12 protein-coding genes and 1 pseudogene are annotated in these 18413 nt (G+C 49.3%); 2 read left to right on the top strand and 11 right to left on the bottom strand.

Annotated features, from left to right (window positions below; all coding sequences use genetic code 11):
- Nucleotides 1-34 precede the first annotated feature (34 nt).
- A complete protein-coding gene (locus tag HMPREF2981_RS08410) occupies nucleotides 35-808 on the top strand; it encodes an MBL fold metallo-hydrolase (protein ID WP_070662313.1) in 774 nt (257 codons plus the stop codon).
- A 612-nt stretch (nucleotides 809-1420) separates the two neighbouring features.
- Here HMPREF2981_RS08410 and HMPREF2981_RS08405 read toward each other — a convergent pair.
- The 5 genes and pseudogenes from HMPREF2981_RS08405 to HMPREF2981_RS08385 form a co-directional block, all read right to left on the bottom strand.
- Complete coding sequence (locus HMPREF2981_RS08405; protein WP_041321801.1) at nucleotides 1421-3133, bottom strand: formate--tetrahydrofolate ligase; 1713 nt, start codon at nucleotides 3131-3133, stop codon at nucleotides 1421-1423.
- Between the two features lie 303 nt (nucleotides 3134-3436).
- Nucleotides 3437-6604 carry a type I restriction endonuclease subunit R gene (locus tag HMPREF2981_RS08400; RefSeq protein ID WP_070662310.1) on the bottom strand — a complete coding sequence of 1056 codons (3168 nt, stop codon included), beginning with the start codon at nucleotides 6602-6604 and terminating at the stop codon, nucleotides 3437-3439.
- Nucleotides 6605-6620: 16 nt separating this feature from the next.
- The gene (locus HMPREF2981_RS08395; RefSeq protein ID WP_210398823.1) at nucleotides 6621-7802 is read right to left on the bottom strand and encodes a restriction endonuclease subunit S; all 1182 of its coding nucleotides are present in this window, start codon (nucleotides 7800-7802) and stop codon (nucleotides 6621-6623) included.
- A 1-nt stretch (nucleotide 7803) separates the two neighbouring features.
- Nucleotides 7804-9479 (bottom strand): annotated as a pseudogene (locus tag HMPREF2981_RS08390) (type I restriction-modification system subunit M).
- A gap of 212 nt (nucleotides 9480-9691) precedes the next feature.
- The gene (locus HMPREF2981_RS08385) at nucleotides 9692-10735 is read right to left on the bottom strand and encodes a zinc-binding dehydrogenase (RefSeq protein WP_070662307.1); all 1044 of its coding nucleotides are present in this window, start codon (nucleotides 10733-10735) and stop codon (nucleotides 9692-9694) included.
- 180 nt (nucleotides 10736-10915) lie between these two features.
- On the opposite strand from HMPREF2981_RS08385, the gene HMPREF2981_RS08380 reads away from it, so the two are divergent.
- On the top strand, nucleotides 10916-11296 hold the full coding sequence (locus HMPREF2981_RS08380) for a MerR family transcriptional regulator (protein WP_048752873.1): 381 nt from the start codon (nucleotides 10916-10918) through the stop codon (nucleotides 11294-11296).
- Between the two features lie 182 nt (nucleotides 11297-11478).
- Here HMPREF2981_RS08380 and HMPREF2981_RS08375 read toward each other — a convergent pair whose 3' ends face one another.
- From HMPREF2981_RS08375 to HMPREF2981_RS08350, 6 genes are all read right to left on the bottom strand, one after another.
- Nucleotides 11479-11967, bottom strand: coding sequence for a CTP synthase (locus HMPREF2981_RS08375; protein ID WP_238382356.1), 489 nt, complete (start codon nucleotides 11965-11967; stop codon nucleotides 11479-11481).
- 230 nt (nucleotides 11968-12197) lie between these two features.
- On the bottom strand, nucleotides 12198-13175 hold the full coding sequence (gene nrdF / locus HMPREF2981_RS08370) for a class 1b ribonucleoside-diphosphate reductase subunit beta (RefSeq protein WP_004004796.1): 978 nt from the start codon (nucleotides 13173-13175) through the stop codon (nucleotides 12198-12200).
- Nucleotides 13176-13301: 126 nt separating this feature from the next.
- A complete protein-coding gene (gene nrdE / locus HMPREF2981_RS08365) occupies nucleotides 13302-15482 on the bottom strand; it encodes a class 1b ribonucleoside-diphosphate reductase subunit alpha (RefSeq protein WP_037230970.1) in 2181 nt (726 codons plus the stop codon).
- Nucleotides 15455-15985, bottom strand: a complete 531-nt coding sequence (gene nrdI, locus HMPREF2981_RS08360) for a class Ib ribonucleoside-diphosphate reductase assembly flavoprotein NrdI (RefSeq protein WP_070662303.1) — start codon at nucleotides 15983-15985, stop codon at nucleotides 15455-15457. The genes nrdE and nrdI overlap by 28 nt, the downstream gene beginning before the upstream one ends.
- A gap of 69 nt (nucleotides 15986-16054) precedes the next feature.
- A complete protein-coding gene (gene nrdH / locus HMPREF2981_RS08355; protein ID WP_004004799.1) occupies nucleotides 16055-16282 on the bottom strand; it encodes a glutaredoxin-like protein NrdH in 228 nt (75 codons plus the stop codon).
- A gap of 799 nt (nucleotides 16283-17081) precedes the next feature.
- On the bottom strand, nucleotides 17082-18185 hold the full coding sequence (locus HMPREF2981_RS08350) for an App1 family protein (protein ID WP_070662300.1): 1104 nt from the start codon (nucleotides 18183-18185) through the stop codon (nucleotides 17082-17084).
- Between the last annotated feature and the right edge of the window lie 228 nt (nucleotides 18186-18413).

The following is an 18413-nucleotide window of genomic DNA, read 5'->3' as shown; positions in this document are numbered from 1 at the left end:
AACGGGATATACACCGCATCAGTACACTGGATATATGGCTACTTATCCCGAATCAACTCTTATCTTCGAAAATCCGGAATTTACGGTACGTGCCCTAAGCGTCTCAGACATGGATAACAGCGTCTACCTGATCACGATTCGCCATACTGGCGAGCAAATGCTGATCGATCCCGCTTATGATGCGGAAGCACTGTATACCTTCACGCTTGAGGCAATCATGCAGGACTGCCCAAACCTAGCCCTTACAGAAGAAAACGACCGCCGAGTGCGCATTCTCGAATCTGAAGAAGATTTCGAGCCCATCCCCCGCCGTGCTCTTGGCGTGACGGGCATTATGGCCACCCATGGGCACTGGGACCACATTCGTGCTCTGCGCGAGCTTGAATCTCTCACCGGTGCCATTACTTATGCAGGATCCGCGGACGCCGAGGCCATTCGTGCGCAAGAAAATTTCACGGTCGAAAACGAGTTAAACGGCGGCGAAGTTTTTGATTTTTACGATACAGAGCTGCAGGTGCGCGCTATTTCCGTTCCCGGGCATACTCCCGGATCCATCGTATATTCTGTGCAGACCACATGGGAAGATGACTCCCCCGCTACCCTGCTTTTCACCGGCGATGCGCTCTTCCCCGGCGGCGTAGGCAAGACCGATTCTTCCGCGCAGTTTGGCGAACTTTTCTCAAATGTTCTTGAAAAGCTCTTTGGAAACTTTGATGATGAAGCGATTGTGCTTCCGGGTCACGGGCGTTCCACAACATTAGGCACCGAGCGTCCACACCTTGAAGAATGGGGTTCACGGGGCTGGTAGCCCAGTACATCCTGTAGGCTTTCTAGCAGCACAAGTCTGGTTAAACAAAACGACCGCGCTACCATAGCGCGGTCGTTTTATGACACCCGGGGGTATCTATCACTCACTCAAACACAAGCAACTCGAGGACAATTCATGAAACCTTCGATCACTTGATAACTCAAGTCTAGCCTACTTTTGGGTCGGTTTTCTACATGGTTTTTGCTCCCCAAACACCTTAGATAAGCTGAGCGCATATTTGTAACCGTTCTGTTATTTTTACCCCACATGAAAGCAGGGCATTTAAATACCAATCGAGATTTTATCGATTTTTATATGGCATAAATCACTAAAACTTTTTTCTGGAAGTTCCGCGTCATACAGCCATTTTTCAAGGTACACCCCTAAATAACAGTATTGTTAAACCTGCGTAATCATGCGGATTCTATACACCAATTGGTCTGTTTGAATGGTTTTTTCGCAACACACACGAAATCAGTAAAAGCTACCCCTCGGTACAGCCCACGAAGACGCAGAAAAGGTGCCGTGTGCATCCCGATATAACGAGGATGCCCACGGCACCTTATCAAGCTTGCCTTCGTCTTTTATGGGCGAAATATGCCCCAGAAACCACTACGAAAGACCGATCATCGTACCGTTTTCATCAAAACCAATACGCTCTGCAGCAGGGCTCTTGCTCAGACCGGGCATGGTGCGCATCGTGCCGCAAATAGCGTAAACATAACCGGCACCTGCGGCAAGACGAACCTCGCGCACAGGCAAAGTCCAGCCGGTGGGTGCACCCTTGAGGGAAGCATCCGAAGAGATCGACAGGTGGGTCTTGGCAATCACCACAGGTAGATGCGAGTACCCCAAATCAGCAAAACGCTTAAGCTGCTTTGCCGCTGCGGGAGCAATCGAGATACCGTCTGCCCCGTAAACCTTAGTAGCAACCTTCTCAAGCTTAGTTTCGAGAGAATCCTCAAGATCATAGGTGTACTCCAGGTTCGAAACGTCGTCGCAAGCCTCAGCAACCACATTTGCCAGGTCAATCGTACCCTTGCCACCCTCAGCAACACCATGATGGATAGCTACGCGAGCGCCAGCCTCTTCGGCAATACGGCGAATAGCTTCATGCTCAGAATCGAAATCGGTGGGGAACGCGTTAATAGCCACCACCGGCTGCACACCGAAGTCACGCACAATCTCAATGTGCTTCTTCAGGTTAGTAGCCCCTGCTTCAACGTCGGCAGGGTTCTCTTCAAGCATGCCTTCGGGCAGAGGCTTGCCCGGTACGATCTTGTACAGCCCAGAGTGGGATTTGAGGGAACGTACGGTGACAACCAGCACAGCAGCATCAGGCTTCAGCCCTGAGATTCGGCATTTAACGTTGAAGAAACGCTCAGCACCCATATCTGCCCCGAAGCCTGCCTCAGTAATCACGTAGTCGGAGTATTCCAAGCCAACGTAGTCAGCGACAACTGAGGAGTTACCGGTAGCGATGTTCCCGAAGGGGCCCGCGTGAATAAGTGCCGGAGTGTGTTCGAGAGTCTGAAGCAGGTTGGGGTTAATGGCATCCGCCAGAATAACAGCCATTGCGCCGTCAGCCTTCAAATCGGCGGCGGTGACTGCCTCACCATCGTAGTTCAGACCGATAACAATCTTCGCCAAACGTTTGCGCAGGTCCTCAAAGGAGGTTGCCAGCGAAAGAATCACCATGATTTCAGAGGCACTGGTAATATCAAATCCGGTCTGTCGGGGCACGCCGTCAATACGCTCGCCCAGACCGACTACGATGTTGCGCAGGGAGCGGTCGTTCATGTCGATAACGCGGCGCCACTCGATAGCACGGGGGTCGAGACGCAAGTCATTACCCTGGTGCAGGTGGTTATCGATCATGGCGGCCAAAAGGTTGTGGGCTGCGGTAACGGCGTGGAAATCACCGGTCAGATGCAGATTTAGCTTCTCCATGGGAACGATCTGCGAGTAACCGCCGCCAGCGGCACCGCCTTTAATACCGAAGGTTGGTCCCATGGCAGGCTGGCGAAGCGCCAGCGCAGCTTTACGTCCGGTCTGGGCGAATCCCTGTGCTAGCGAGACAGAGGTTGCGGTCTTACCTTCGCCGAGCGGTGTGGGAGTTACAGCGGTAACGACAATGTACTTGGAACCGCGCTTTTGGGCGGTTTCTGCGTTGGTGCTTTCGTCGAGCAGGACCTTGGCAACATATTTACCGTAGGGTTCCAAACGATCTTCGCTGATGCCGTTCTCGGCGGCTATTTCGGTGATGGGCTTAAGCTCAGCAGCGAGAGCAATTTCGAGGTCGGAAGGGAAAGGCTTGTTCGTCATCATTGTCCTTAACAAGTAGAAACCAACAGTTCCATATCCCATTCTATGCTCTAGCTCACGGAATGTCACTCATTTCTGCCTATGCTAACGGACTCTCAATACCTTTCGACATACAGAGAGAATACTTATCAGTGTTAACTTTATAAGCCAGTGTTCCATAGGATTCTGCCACGTGTGATCACCCTGAGAATGTATAAGGCGGGGGGACATTTGCAGCGGGAGCGTGATCTTCGAGCCGGTGCTCTCTAAGTTCAAAGAAACTATATACAAACTGAACGAGTTTCTTGAACGTCTTTACATCTGCTATCGCCCTAAGAAAGGACGGAATCGCTCGTACAGACCTCGGGTTGCTTTTTCGACACGTTTCTTTGTGCGTGCATACGCACTCTTTGTAGCACCAAACCGGCGTATTTTTGGCAGGATTTTCGGGAAGTCAGTTCCAGTTGTCTTGAATTCTCCTGTCTCAAAGGCCCTGTCCATAAACAGTTTAGTTTTTTCAGGGTTTAGTTTCTCAGTTTTGATCAGCTCTTGCTCTTCGTTTTCACGAATGCCAGACGCATAACGGATTAGTCCTTCAGCCGTATCAGTGTAAACATCCGGGTTCTTTACCACTTCTTCTACGTATCCCTGAATAATATCCTCACTGGGGCGTAACTCGGGGTTTGCATGTACCGCGCGGTTGATGGAGCGGCGAATGGTATCGCGTTCCTCCCCATCTTCCGCACCGTGAAGGCGAGCAACGAGTTCCAGAATATAATCAACATTGACTTCCTGGTGCTTCACCAAGTCGATTTCAAAAACCAGCTGCTCGAAAGCCTCAACAGTTTTTTGAGCTTCGGATACTTCCTCGTCAGTTGATGCTGCGAACTCGTCAGGATCCTCTAAAATAATATGCGCTTCGGCAACTTCTGCACGTACATCCTGGTAGGTTCCGGTGTAGTCCTGGAGCGTGTAGTCGTCAATTAGTTGTGCCTGTTCGTCATATTCGTCGAACATCATGAGCTTATTATGTAGATCAAGCACTTCGCCCAGAGTCTGCACAAACTCCGCTTTCTGGCCCTCGCTAGCCAGTGCTAATCCTGTAGCACCAATAGGAAATGATTCAAGCAGCTCAGTAGCTTTTTGGGTGTACGCTGCGTATATCTGTGAGTAAGGTTCAATGAGAGCGGTGCTTGCAGCATTTTTATCGCCGAAAAGCCCAAGCGCCTCATTCGTATTTTCTTCAAGATCACGGAAGCATACGATATTCCCGTAGGGTTTAACAGCGTTAAGGATGCGGTTCGTACGGCTATAGGCTTGCATAAGCCCATGCATGCGCAGGTTTTTATCAACCCACAAAGTATTAACTGTTTTGGAGTCGAACCCGGTAAGGAACATGTTAACCACAATAAGAAGATCAAGCTCACGGTTTTTCATCCGTTGAGAGACATCCTTGTAGTAGTTTTCAAAGCTGTTTCCTTCAAGCGAGAAGCTCGTCCCAAACATAGCGTTATAATCGCCCACAGCGTCCGAAAGCAGCTGCCAGTCTTCGTCGTTCAGATCATCCGTATCGAAGTTTTCTTCACTCATAAAGCCCTGCTGAGCAGCACCTGGTTTTGAGTATATGATGGCTATTTTGAGCGCAGAATCTTCACGAATATCATGACTTGCTATACGTTCTGCCTGCAGATGAGCGAACTGAGTGTAGTACTTACGTGCCGCCTCAATACTGCTGGTCGCTAGAATCGAGTTAAACCCGCGCCGTTGCGTACCTTTATAGTTGTACCCACTCCCCTGGTTAGTTTTCTTAGCATAGTTGGTCAGGATGTAGTCCGCGATAGTGCGGATACGGTCATCAGAATTTAGTAGTTCACGGGTCTGCTCGTCTTCATCGCGGGTTTTTCCCTCAACGTCACGGTATTGAGCACTAACATTGTTGTACTCAATGCGGAAAGGCAGCACGTTACCATCTCCGATAGCGTTGACTACAGTATATTCATGCAGACGTTCGCCAAAGAGGCTTTCGGTGGTAGCACCCAGTGCACCGGTAGAGTTTGCGTCAAAAATTGGTGTTCCGGTGAATCCGAAAATACTGTATTTTGTGAAGCGTTTAGTAATAGCTCGGTGCATATCGCCGAATTGGGAGCGATGGCATTCATCAAAAATAATCGCCACACGTTGGGAGTACGCCGGATGGTTTGTCTCGCTCTTAATTAGGCTGTTGAGCTTGTGAATAGTAGTAATGATAATGCGTTTTGATGGGTCACTCAGCTGTGCGTTTAAAATCCGGGTTGAGCTATTGGAGTTTGCTGCCCCCTTCTCAAAAGCGTCGTATTCTTTCATGGTTTGATAGTCAAGATCTTTGCGATCGACTACGAAGAGGACTTTTTCGACCAGACCCGTTTCAGCCAGTAATTGCGCGGTTTTAAAGCTGGTGAGGGTCTTCCCCGAACCGGTAGTGTGCCAGATAAAGCCTCCCCCTTGGCGGGTACCAATGCGGCGGCGGTCGTTATTGGCAATGAGCACACGGTTAATAATGCGTTCAGTGGCTACGATCTGGTAGGGTCGCATGACCAGAAGCGTACCCTCAGTATTCAGCACACAATAACGGGTAATAATATTGAGGATGGTTCGTTTTGCGAGGAAGGTTCGCGCAAAAGGGATGAGGTCGGTAATACGATGGTTCTGTGCATCTGCCCAGTAACTTGTGAATTCAAATGACTCTGTACCTGCCTTGATATTTCGCTCTTGGGCATTTCCATATTTAGCTACCTGTGCGTTCCGCACCGTGTTGGAGTAGTATTTGGTCTGCGAGCCATTACTAATAACGAATAGCTGCACATATTCGTATAGCCCTAAACCCGCCCAAAAACTTTCTTTCTGGTAGCGGTCTATTTGTTGAAAAGCTTCTTTGATACTCACTCCGCGTTTTTTGAGCTCGATATGCACCATAGGAAGGCCGTTAACCAAGATGGTGACATCATAACGGTTCATCAGAGGGTGGGTGCCATCGCTGCCCTGCACACTGTATTGGTTGATGACCTGTAGCCGGTTGTTATTGGGGTTCCGGCGGTCTAGAAGCGTAATATTGCGGGTAGTTCCGTTATCCCGTTCAAAAGCTATACGCGGTTCTTTCTGGACGCGGTGAGTTTTCTCGGCACGTCCCTCACTTGGTTTAGCAATGTGATCGGTAAGGAGCCGCTTCCATTCACCGTCGCTAAGAGCAAGAGGTTCGTTGTCACGTGTGTTAAGAATTTCAATTTGTGCACGCAGGTTGGTGAGCAGGTCTTCTTCTGTATGAATAGGCAGATATTCATACCCCTGAGAAATTAGGACCTCGATGAGCCGTTTCTCAAGCTGCGCTTCGCTCTGATGGGCGCCATTTTTCTCACGTGGTTCATCGTATTCTGCGATCACGGTTGCATAGTCGGCGTTGACTATGAGCGTGTCAGTGGGGTTAGTAGGCACCGGGTAGTGGGGTACAGTTTCCATACTGAGAGCCTTTCGGTTAGTGCTTGTGTTCGGTGGATTCAGATGCGCTTGGAAATGTGAGCAGAAGGTCACGATAGTATTCATACTGCTTACGGCGAGCCTCAATTTCAGCAGGCAACCCTGAGCTAATATCGTTCACGAGGGCATCGAACTTATCGAGAATTTTCACGATGCGCTCCTGCTCGGCGATAGACGGGAGAGGAATACGTACACCTTTAAGGACTGTTTGCGTAAGACTTGGCACCCCTCCAGCAGTATTTAGCTCTGATAAATTCTGAACCTGTAAAGCATGGTAGAGATATTTAGGAGTTACCTGCTCCCGATTAATCTCTGTATAAAAGATAGTATCCACATTCCAAAATGGGGTGTCTACATAGAAAATATTTCCAATAGACCCCTTACGCGGAATAAGGACAGACGGACCACTATAAGCGCTACGATCAACATATGTCATAATTCCGCCGGAACCATATACGGGGATGTCTCCAGAGTTAAATCCTTTGTAACTTTTCCCATTTTTTATTTTAACTAAATTCCCTAAAATTTCAGACCCCCCCCCGCTCAGATTCTCAAAGAGGGAGTTACGATAATACTCATACTGGGCACGACGAGCCGCGAGCTCCGCTTCTAGCTCCGCTTCTAGCTCCGCTTCTAGTTTCGTGAATTTGTCAAGAATTTCAACAATCGCATTCTGCACTTCTACAGGTGGCAGAGGAATTAGAAACTTTGAATAATTTGAAATCCACTGACGAGCATGATCTTGGGTTTCATATTTAATACACTGCATAGCATAGTATATATATTTTAAAGAAGTGTTAGAATTGTAACTAGTTAATAATTTTATAGCCGTAGATTTTATTTTAAAATTAAAATCCACCCACTTAAATGCAGTTGTAAAATCATCAAAAATTATTACTGGATCTTTTTTGGAAGCGGCGTAAATACCATCCACCTCATCGGTATATCCAAGAATAAAAGTCTTCCCTGCTGTTAAAACTGGGGTCGAATATGAGTCATCGTAGTTTGTAGAAGAAACCGTATACTTTCCTGGTTGTTCATAGTTCAAGAGTTTGTTTAGCTCCACATACTCCACCCCACCCGGGCAAAGTTCAGCCACAAGTTTTTCAATATAGTTAAGCGCTTTAGGGGCTTCCATATCCGAGGATACCTTTGGCATATCTTTTGTTTCTTCGCTCAATTTATGCTTCCGTCCCTTCCAGCTCAGCCACGATCGCATCAATCTGGGTTCGAAGCTCAGTCTGACGCGCCACGATCTGTTCAATCTGTGCGTTTAACTCACCAATATTGATCTGCTCGCGTGTGTCTTCTGCTTCTACCCAGCTCGAAACAGACAAGTTTGCATCCTGCTCCAGCAGAGTCTCGCTCTTCACCAGTTGTGCAAAATACTGCACGTTCTCGCGTGTCCTCACGGCTTGATAAATCTTCTCGCGGTGCGATTCAAGAAGCCTATTCTTATTGCCTACACGTTCAAATTCCGCTGAAGCATCCACAAAAAGCACGCTCGTATCGCGCCGTGTACCCTTTTTGAGAACAATAATGCAGGTGCCAATCGCGGTACCAAAGAAGAGATCGGGCGGCAGCTGAATCACCGCGTCAACATAGTTATTGCGCAGTAAGTATTCTCGGATTTTACGCTCAGCACCGCCCCGGTACAATACACCAGGGAACTCAACAATAGCGGCTGTACCATCTTCGGCAAGAGATGACAGCATGTGCATGGTGAACGCCAAATCGGCCTTCGCCTTAGGGGCTAGCACGCCAGCAGGTGCGTACCTATCATCATTAATCAATAAAGGGTTCGAGTCCCCTTCCCATTTCGTTGAATACGGCGGGTTAGAAACAATTGCTTCGAAAGGCTCTAAGTGTCGGTGCTGCGGAGCTATCAGTGTATCGCCATGCGCAATATCGAACTTATCAAAAGGTATGTTGTGCAATAGCATGTTGATACGGCACAAGTTATAGGTGGTGGGGTTACTTTCCTGCCCCAAGAATTCCTTCACATTCTCTGTACCTAGCAGCTTGGCGAACTTGAGCAGAAGTGAGCCAGAACCACACGCTGGGTCATACACGCGCCCCACCTGGGTTTTACCATCGGTTGCAATACGTGCTAGCAGCTCGGAGACTTCCTGTGGGGTATAGTATTCCCCGCCGCTTTTGCCCGCATTTGCGGCATACATGCCCATCAGGTACTCATAAGCGTCACCGAAAGTATCGTTAGCACTTTGCCGATAACTTGTTTCCAAGTTCATCTCAGCAACAGCGCCCATAAGTTTATACAGGGTCTTATTACGATCTTGAACACTCGACCCCAATTTCTTGCTATTCACATCGAAGTCGTCAAAAAGACCCGAGAAGTTTCTTTCACTTTGCGTATTCTTTGTAGATTTCTCAACTTCCTGAAAAACTTTCTCCAGAGTCTCATTCAAGTTCTCATCGGTGCGAGCCTGCGCATACACATTCTCAAAAAGTTGACTCGGATAAAGGGGAAGAAACCACGCTCTTTCACAATCTCCTGAACTACATCAAGGTCAATCTCCGAGTCACTCATCTGCGCATAGTCGAAACCTTCGGCCCCTGCTTCTTGCTCCTCGTATGTGATGTATTCCGTAAGGTTTTCAGAAATAAACCGGTAGAACATCATGCCCAGCACATACTGTTTAAAGTCCCAACCGTCTACCGCCCCACGAAGATCATTGGCAATACGCCAAATAGTACGGTGCAGCTCTGCACGTTCATTCGCCGATATTGATGCGGCACTGTGCTGGGCTACCTTGACGGTAGAACTAGTTTTTGCAGCCCCTCCCCCAGACAATTTTTCTGCGTCTGAGGAAGCGTCCTTCACCTGCTCAGTCATAGCGGAAGGGTCCTTCTTCTATTGTTTGTGAGAAATTCTACGTGTGGTTAAGGATCTATATAATCTTTCCTATACCAACCCTTCAAGTATACGGGCGTCTTCTACGCAAATCATCCATGAACGTCATTAAAGATCTTAGGGAGTGTCGCCGACGCTTTATCACGCCGATGACACTCCCTAGGTTGTCACAGGACTACCGTCCACATCTGTTATTACATCGTCAGCAGCACCTTGGTTGCGGTACGCTGATCCATTGCCTCATAGCCCTTGGGAGCTTCGTCGATGGGCAATACTAGGTCGAAGACCTTACCGGGTTCAATCTCACCCTTGTAAATCAGGTCAATCAGGGTCGGCAGGTATTTACGAACTGGCGCGGGGCCTCCTTCAAGATGAACCTGTTTGCCGAAGAGCACATCGGTACCGATCGAGCTGTCGTCGTGGGGCACGCCTACGAAACCGATGTAGCCGCCGTGGCGTACGCATCCGAGGGCTTGGTCAAAAGCCTGCTGAGTACCCACAGCCTCCACAACACCGTGCGCTCCCACCCCGTCAGTAAGCTCTAGAACCTTGGCGATGCCTTCTTCACCGCGTTCTTCCACCACATGGGTTGCGCCGAACTGCTTAGCCAACGCCTGACGTTCGGGGTTACGAGACATGATGATGATCTTTTCAGCGCCCAGCTGCTTAGCCCCAATAACTGCGCCCAGACCAACGGCACCATCGCCAACCACAACAATAGCCTTACCTGGGCCGGCCTTTGCGGCATCGGCTGCGTACCAGCCAGTCCCCAGCACATCGGATGCTGCCATCAGATGAGGAATCTGCTCTGCGGTAGGGTATGCGGGAGTCTTAACCAAAGTGCCGTCTGCGAAGGGCACACGGGCGTATTCTGCCTGGGTGCCGTTCGAGCGCATGCCGATGAAGGCGTCACCTGCGGCCAGTGCCTTCAGGCAGCGGGAGGGGTAGCCTGCGGTGCAGGTTTCACATTCGCCACAGGAAATGCAGAAGGAGCCTACGACGAAGTCGCCGGGGGCTACGGTGGTTACCTCGGAGCCTACTTCAACGACTTCACCAATGTATTCGTGGCCCATGGCCTGGTGGTCGACGGGCTGCGCGCCACGGTAGGGCCACAGGTCAGACCCGCAGATGCAGGATGCGGCAAGTTTAATAATGGCATCCGTGGACTCTAGGAGGGTGGGCATGGGGCGGTCTTCTACGACGACTTTACCGGGTTCTTCCATAATGACTGAACGCATTAGCTGTACTCACTTTCATGTAAATTCTTTAGGTTTTAACCAGTCGTTGTATTAGAGTACGCCCTTCGAGTTACTCGAAAGCAAGCACCATGGAAGATAAAAGCTATGTTATTCCACATCTATTTTTGAGAATAAAACTTAGTATCTTATACCTTTGGGGTGCTGTGAGATACTGGAATTATGAGTTACAGCGTCAAAGAAATCTCAGAAAAGCTTGACATAAGCCCGCATACGGTACGGTATTACAGCGACAAAGGCCTTATTCCCACTGTGCAACGAGATGAACATGGACGGCGTGTTTTCACCGAAGAATGCGTGGGGTGGTTTGAAACGATTCACTGCTTACGTGCATGCGGTATGAGCATTAACGATGTCAAAGCCTATGTAGACCTCAGCCGTCGTGGCGTGTCTACAGCATCGGAGCGTTTACACATTATCGAATATTACGCACACGTTGCCCGTCAGCAGCTACTTGATGCTCAGCGAAGGATTGATTTTGTGGACCGAAAAATTGCGTACTACCAAGATTTAATGGCACAAGAGAATAAGAAGCATGCATAACCTAGCGCTCAATTTATTAGTGAATATCGAATATAAATCGGGGTACCTCACACCATTTTAGGTGAGGTACCCCGATCATTATTCCTCTCAGAGAGTATGTGTGAAAGACCCGTCTACCCAAGCTATCTTTTGATACTCTCTAGCATTGGATCTCGCCACCTTACACAGGCTGGATCTTCTTCTTATTCATGAAGGGTTACCTGCGATGCAGGAAGCTGCTGCACCTTCAAGGACGATGCAGGAGCATTGGTGTAAACCCTTACCTTAACGGTGCGCCCTTCCATGGTGCACTTATCGGGCGCTCCAAGCACGGAGCCCTCAACAGTGGCCACGTGGAGAGTACCGTTACTTTCAGCAGCTTCGGCACGTACATCAAAACAAGTTGCGGTACCGGTCGGTACGCTAAAGGTAATCTCATGATCACCCGTCACCTCATAATCCGACCAGTTAACAACATGTTCATGTTCCAAGGGGACGGAGTTCGAATCATGTACTGCCGGAGCTGAGATACCTGCATCCGAGCTAGTTGCCGGAGGAATGACCGGAACGAACGCCTGCACATAGGCAGAAGCTGCGGGGGCGGACAGCATCGAAGCGCCCAACGCGAGAGAGACGGCACCGACCCCGACCAGGGTGGCACGCCGAACGGCTGACAGCGTAGTCTTAAACATGAGCATCGCTCCTTTGCTCGACAATTGCTTGCACCTCCACCCTATAAGTTTTTAAATCTCAAGTGAAGAGTTACATAAAGATGACACACCCAAGATTTAAAAAAATTTTTACGAGTCTCCTAGACTCCCCTGAATTTGACGCACAAAACCCGTATATTCCCTATGTTTTCAAGGAAATATACGGGTTTCTTAAAGTTATATCTTCCTGATCTCAGGATCAGTTTTTGAGACTAAAAATCCCAGTCCTCATCCTCAGTGTTCACGGCTTTACCGATCACATAAGATGAGCCAGATCCCGAGAAGAAGTCGTGGTTCTCGTCGGCGTTGGGCGAAAGAGCCGATAAAATAGCAGGCGAAACATTGGTCACGCTCGCGGGGAACATCGCTTCATACCCCAGGTTCATGAGAGCCTTATTCGCGTTGTAGTGCAGGAACTTCTTGACGTCTTCGCTCCAGCCCACACCGTCATAGAGTGAATGCGTGTAGGCTACCTCATTCTCATACAATTCGTACAGCAGGTTGAAGGTGTACTCCTTAAGTTCTGCCTGCCGTTCCGGGCTCTCTTTTGCTAAACCACGTTGGAATTTATAGCCAATGTAGTAGCCGTGAACAGCCTCGTCACGAATAATCAGACGAATCAGATCGGCGGTATTCGTCAGTTTAGCGTGTGCCGACCAGTACATGGGCAAGTAGAACCCTGAGTAGAACAGGAAGGACTCCAGCAGCGTAGAGGCAACCTTCTTCTTAAGCGGATCATCCCCCGTGTAGTATGCGAGAATAATCTTCGCTTTCTTCTGCAGGTGCTCATTTTCGGAAGCCCAACGGAAGGCATCGTCAATCTCTTTAGTCGAACTCAGAGTCGAGAAAATCGAAGAATACGACTTAGCGTGCACCGACTCCATGAAGGCAATATTGGTGTATACGGCCTCTTCGTGGGCGGTGACTGCATCAGGCAAAAGAGACACAGCACCAACGGTGCCCTGAATAGTATCCAGCAGAGTCAGCCCCGTAAAAACACGCATGGTCAACTCTTTTTCTTCTGCCGTCAAGGTCTTCCATGAGGGAACATCATTGCTCAGCGGAACCTTTTCAGGCAACCAAAAGTTACCGGTCAAACGGTCCCATACCTCAAGATCCTTATCATCTTCAAGACGGTTCCAGTTAATAGCCTCAATCGGGTGGTCGACGAGGTGCACTTTTTCACTCATGTGTATCTCCCAGATTGGATGTCACGCCCACACAGGCATGTAATATTTTCTAAGTTACCAAGCGAGTCTGTTTCGGGGTACAAGAAGAACCTCTTGCACCCCGAAACCCGTAAGATGCTGACTCATTTACAGCATGCAGGATACGCAGCCCTCAACTTCGGTGCCTTCAAGAGCCATCTGACGCAGGCGAATGTAGTAAATAGTCTTGATACCCTTACGCCATGCGTAAATCTGGGCACGGTTAATATCGCGAGTGGTCGCAGTATCTCGGAAGAAGAGAGTCAAAGACAGACCTTGATCCACATGCTGCGTTGCCACGGCATAGGTATCAATGATCTTCTCGTACCCAATTTCATAGGAATCTTGGAAGTATTCCAGGTTATCGTTCGTCATGAACGGTGCCGGGTAGTAGACACGCCCCAGCTTACCTTCCTTACGAATCTCAATCTTAGAAGCAATCGGGTGGATCGAAGAAGTCGAACCGTTGATATACGAGATAGACCCGGTGGGCGGAACGGCCTGCAAGTTCTGGTTGTACATGCCGTATTGGGCTACATCGGCGGCAAGCTGAATCCAGTCTTCGCGGGTCGGAATATGATGCTTAGCAAACAGCTCACGCACCCGTTCGGTCTGCGGTTCCCATTCCTTCTCAATGTACTTGGCGAAGAACTCACCGTTAGCGTACTTTGAACTCTCAAACCCTTCAAAGGTCACGCCGCGCTCCTTGGCGATCTCCATGGAAGCGCGAATAGCATGGTACGTCACCGTGTAGAAGTAAATATTGGTGAAGTCCAGACCTTCTTCGGAACCGTAGTAAACGTGCTCACGCGCCAGGTACCCGTGCAGGTTCATCTGCCCCAGACCGACCGCATGGCTCATATCGTTACCGCGTTCGATAGACGGCACGGAACGAATATCGGATTGGTCGGAAACTGCGGTAAGCGAACGAATAGCGGTTTCGACGGTTTTTCCTAGGTCATCACCGTCCATGGTCATTGCGATGTTGAGAGACCCAAGGTTGCACGAAATATCTTTCCCAATTTCGGCGTAGCTCAAATCGTCATGGTAAATCGACGGCTTTGAAACCTGCAGAATCTCCGAACAAAGGTTAGACATGATGATCTTGCCTTCAATCGGGTTAGACCGGTTAACCGTATCCTCAAACATCACGTAGGGATACCCGGACTCGAACTGCACCTCAGCAATAGTCTGGAAGAACTCGCGCGCGTTGATCTTGGTCTTGCGAATCCGCGAGTCATCCACCATTTCGTAGTACTTCTCAGAAACGTTGATATCTGAGAAAGCTACTCCGTAGATACGTTCTACATCGTAGGGCGAGAACAGATACATATCTTCGTTACGCTTTGCCAGCTCGAAGGTAATATCAGGAATCACAACGCCCAAAGACAGGGTCTTAATGCGCACCTTCTCGTCCGCGTTTTCACGCTTAGTATCTAAGAAAGCATAAATATCGGGGTGATGCGCATGCAGGTAAACCGCGCCTGCACCCTGACGAGCACCCAACTGATTTGCATATGAGAACGCATCCTCAAGGAGCTTCATCACAGGTATAACACCGGATGATTGGTTCTCTATCTTCTTGATGGGAGCCCCAGACTCACGTAGGTTCGTGAGGGCGAACGCGACACCGCCTCCACGTTTTGAAAGCTGCAGGGCAGAGTTGATGGAACGGCCAATCGACTCCATATTGTCCTCAATACGCAGCAGGAAGCAGGAAACGAGCTCACCACGCTGCTTCTTACCAGCGTTCAGGAAGGTCGGGGTTGCGGGCTGAAAACGACCGGAAATGATCTCATCTACGATCTCTTCTGCAAGTTTTCCATTGCCTTCAGCAAGAAGCAGAGCCACCATGCATACACGATCCTCGAAACGCTCCAGGTAACGCTGACCGTCGAAGGTCTTGAGCGCGTAGGAAGTGTAGAACTTGAAGGCGCCTAGGAAGGTGGGAAAACGGAACTTGGCAGCATAGGCACGTTTGAAAAGAGACTTCACAAAGTCAAAACTGTACCGGTCGAAGAGTTCCGGCTCGTAGTACTGATTCTCAATCAGGTACTCGATTTTTTCTTCGAGATCGTGGAAGAAAACCGTGTTGTTATTAACATGCTGAAGAAAATACTGACGTGCGGCTTGACGGTCGGCGTCAAATTGGATCATGCCGTTTTCATCATAGAGATTCAGCAAAGCGTTCAGCTCGTGGTAACTCATACCTTTGAACTTGTCAGGTACCGCTTTGGAGCTGTGTCCGGCACCGAGAGTCTCTAGCGCTGAAGGCAGTTTTGCGTCCAAAATTCTTCCAATCCTTTGTTTACTTTTTCGACATCTGAGGAGGTTCCCATAAGCTCGAACTTGAAGAGCAAGGGAACATCGCATTTCTTCGCCACAATATCTGCTGCGATTCCGAAGAGAGATCCGAAGTTTGTATTTCCCGATCCGATAACACCGCGAAGCTGGCGACGGTTCTCTTCGTTGTTCAGGAATTTGACTACCTGCGGGGGAACATTGCCTGCACCTTCAGGCTTCCCGTATGTGGGTACGCACAGCACATAGGGTTCGTGCATAACGGGAGTCTCATCCTTAGTTCGCAGAGGAAGGCGCACGTTTCGTGCCTGTAGTTTCTCAACGAACTTATGAGTGTTGCCTGAAATTGAGGAGAAGTAGACAACGAGCGGCGAATCCTTACCCAACGAGCTTTGAGTCGCTCGACCCTCAGCGGCATCACGTGCCTGAAGAATAATCTTCTGAATCTCAGCGTTCTCATGCGTAGGATTTTGTGCGAGGGGGGTGCCCATATTTCTCCTTACTCCACGATCGAATACCCACGGAAATTCTGTGGGTTGAGTCGTGCTTGACGCTGCCGCCTATGCTAATGCAAGCGCGTTAATCTTGTCAGGCTGGAATCCTGACCAATGCTCTTCACCGGCGATGACGACCGGTGCCTGCATGTATCCGAGGGACTTAACCATCTCTAGCGCCCGGGAATCTTCCGTAATGTCTACTTTGTCGTAGTTGATGCCCTTGGCGTCTAGCGCCCGGTAGGTCATGTTGCACTGAACGCACTGCGGTTTGGTGTACACGGTCACTACCATCGGTTTTCTCCTTGTCAGCCCCAAGGCGGAGCGTAATTGCGTGAATACTTTGTGTGCAAGGCAGAGGATTCTTGTGCTTGATGAGACTTCCTTTAGCTCTAGAAGACTGGAAGCATTTCGTCATCGACCACGCAAAGAATCGAGCCGGGTATTAATACTACATGTTGTGTCTGAAAATTTCTCTGGCACAAGATGCTGTGGTGAAGTGTGGATGTTTTGTTCGAGAAACCCACACGCGAGCACAAGGACATTCAGTTTATCCACACCTCAGGAGAGTGTAATTCCGCTAATTATTGCGGACAATACAGAGTTATCCACATATCGGCTCTGTGAGCGGAACGCGCATCGCTCTTTTAAACTGAAAATCTGTTCTGTTTTTTCAGGGCGAACAGGCCTTTGTGTGAGATTTCTGGCATTGTTTCCCTCTTGATTTTTAAGCTTTTATACCCATTCCTTGATTCTCTGCGGAACGAGGCTGAAAAACTCGATTGGAATCCACCTACATGCGTCGTGTTGGAAGTTTTTTATGGCTTTTGAGAGTATGGCAAAGATGTGATTAAGAAATTTTTGAAACATTCAGATGATCGGCGTGTTGTTGGGTTTTTGTGAGAGAAATCGTCAAACCCATTAAAACCCACATCTCGTATGAGGTCAGTACAGTTCGCCTGTGGATAAGCGTAATCATCTACTGTCTCAATAGTTGATCTTCCCCTGCCAGCCCTCAAGATGAGGTCAGCTCTTCCCCACACCACAGAGAACAGCCATAAAGATGTACAACCTAATACGTGCTAATACGTGTTTAGAGAAGTCCTCGCTCACGAAGCAGTCGGCTCAACGTATGCCCATCATTCGCTTCCATCCACAATGGAGAATTTGTCATTTTTTGCGCTCTCTGATCGCTCCAGACCCGCCCAGAGGCGAGAACGCTCTCCCCCACCGTGAGGTTACGAATCATGATAGCGGCGACGTTCTGCGGGTAGCGCACCGCAAATCCGTTGTATATATCCGGGTCACGCTGTCCGTCGTCGCCGATAAGAATCCACTGCATCTGGGGAAATTCTTGGGCAAGTCGTTTTAGAGAGTTCACTTTGTGTTGGGACCCCGACCTAAACCAGCGGTCAGGAGTTGGCCCCCAGTCTGTTAATAGGAAGGTTCCACGCGGGTAGCCGTTGCGGGTCAGAAAGCGGCGCAGTGTCGGTGTAATATTCCAAGCGCCAGTGGAAAGATACATAAAAGGTGCCTGAGGATGTGCTCGATGAATGCGGTCCATGAGCACCGCCATGCCCGGGGTCGGAATGCGCGCGTGCTCATCCAGTACAAAAGAGTTCCACGCAGCGACAAGAGGACGCGGCAACATAGTCACCATAACGGTATCATCGACGTCTACGATAACCCCGATTTTCTGGGATTCCGGAACGATATAAACGTTAGTTTCAACGGCGCGGGAACCCGGTACATACATGATGACCTTATGCATTCCGGCCGGTAAGTCTAGGTCAAGGCGCACATCCAGCACTCCACCACGGTCGGTTTGTATCTCAAACGTATGCCCCGCAATAAGAATAGTCACATACACATCCGACATGGCAACGGTGGTAAAAGCCCGCCACCCGCGCGTCGGATTATCGGTATCTTCGGTGCCTTCCACCACATGCAGGAGTTTTTCAAAGGCAGCCGTTTTATAGAGGGCACGCCCAAGAATACGCACCCACCCGGATTCAGTATCTGTGGCTACCCGTCCATATCCTTCAGAAGGCACCACAATAGGCTCACGCCCGTGAGCCACAGCTCGCTGTTCACGCCAACGATGCACGGCATCGCCCATACGATACCCTAGGTTAACGGCTTCACCGGCAACTTCGGTGACCACGCTGCGCAATTCTTGTGAGCCTAGATTCTCCATGCTTTCTAGTTTTCCATATCTTGCAATAAAACACCCCTATTTTCAAGTTCGACTTCTAAAGCGTCCTCATCAATTAGTTTCTTAGCCGCTCAACCTTTTTCTCAGGGGGGTATTCAAACGGGTTAAAGAGAAAAGGATCTCGGTTCCCCTCTACTGTGGAAACCGAGTCCTTCTCTTTCGTCGTTAGGGCTGCTACGGATTTAGTGTGTGCGATAGATCAGATACTCT

It is taken from the genome of Rothia sp. HMSC069C01, from assembly GCF_001814655.1.
Lineage (GTDB): Bacteria > Actinomycetota > Actinomycetes > Actinomycetales > Micrococcaceae > Rothia > Rothia dentocariosa.
The sequence above is the reverse complement of the archived record's forward strand: the minus strand, read 5'-3'. Positions and strand labels throughout refer to the sequence as shown.

Excerpts from the sequence above, each read along its gene's own strand:
- HMPREF2981_RS08410 (WP_070662313.1), top strand. The coding sequence starts at position 35 with ATGGCTACTTATCCCGAATCAACTCTTATCTTCGAAAATCCGGAATTT.
- HMPREF2981_RS08405 (WP_041321801.1), bottom strand. The coding sequence starts at position 3,133 with ATGACGAACAAGCCTTTCCCTTCCGACCTCGAAATTGCTCTCGCTGCT.
- HMPREF2981_RS08400 (WP_070662310.1), bottom strand. The coding sequence starts at position 6,604 with ATGGAAACTGTACCCCACTACCCGGTGCCTACTAACCCCACTGACACG.
- HMPREF2981_RS08385 (WP_070662307.1), bottom strand. The coding sequence starts at position 10,735 with ATGCGTTCAGTCATTATGGAAGAACCCGGTAAAGTCGTCGTAGAAGAC.
- HMPREF2981_RS08380 (WP_048752873.1), top strand. The coding sequence starts at position 10,916 with ATGAGTTACAGCGTCAAAGAAATCTCAGAAAAGCTTGACATAAGCCCG.
- HMPREF2981_RS08375 (WP_238382356.1), bottom strand. The coding sequence starts at position 11,967 with ATGTTTAAGACTACGCTGTCAGCCGTTCGGCGTGCCACCCTGGTCGGG.
- nrdF (WP_004004796.1), bottom strand. The coding sequence starts at position 13,175 with ATGAGTGAAAAAGTGCACCTCGTCGACCACCCGATTGAGGCTATTAAC.
- nrdI (WP_070662303.1), bottom strand. The coding sequence starts at position 15,985 with ATGGGCACCCCCCTCGCACAAAATCCTACGCATGAGAACGCTGAGATT.
- nrdH (WP_004004799.1), bottom strand. The coding sequence starts at position 16,282 with ATGGTAGTGACCGTGTACACCAAACCGCAGTGCGTTCAGTGCAACATG.
- HMPREF2981_RS08350 (WP_070662300.1), bottom strand. The coding sequence starts at position 18,185 with ATGGAGAATCTAGGCTCACAAGAATTGCGCAGCGTGGTCACCGAAGTT.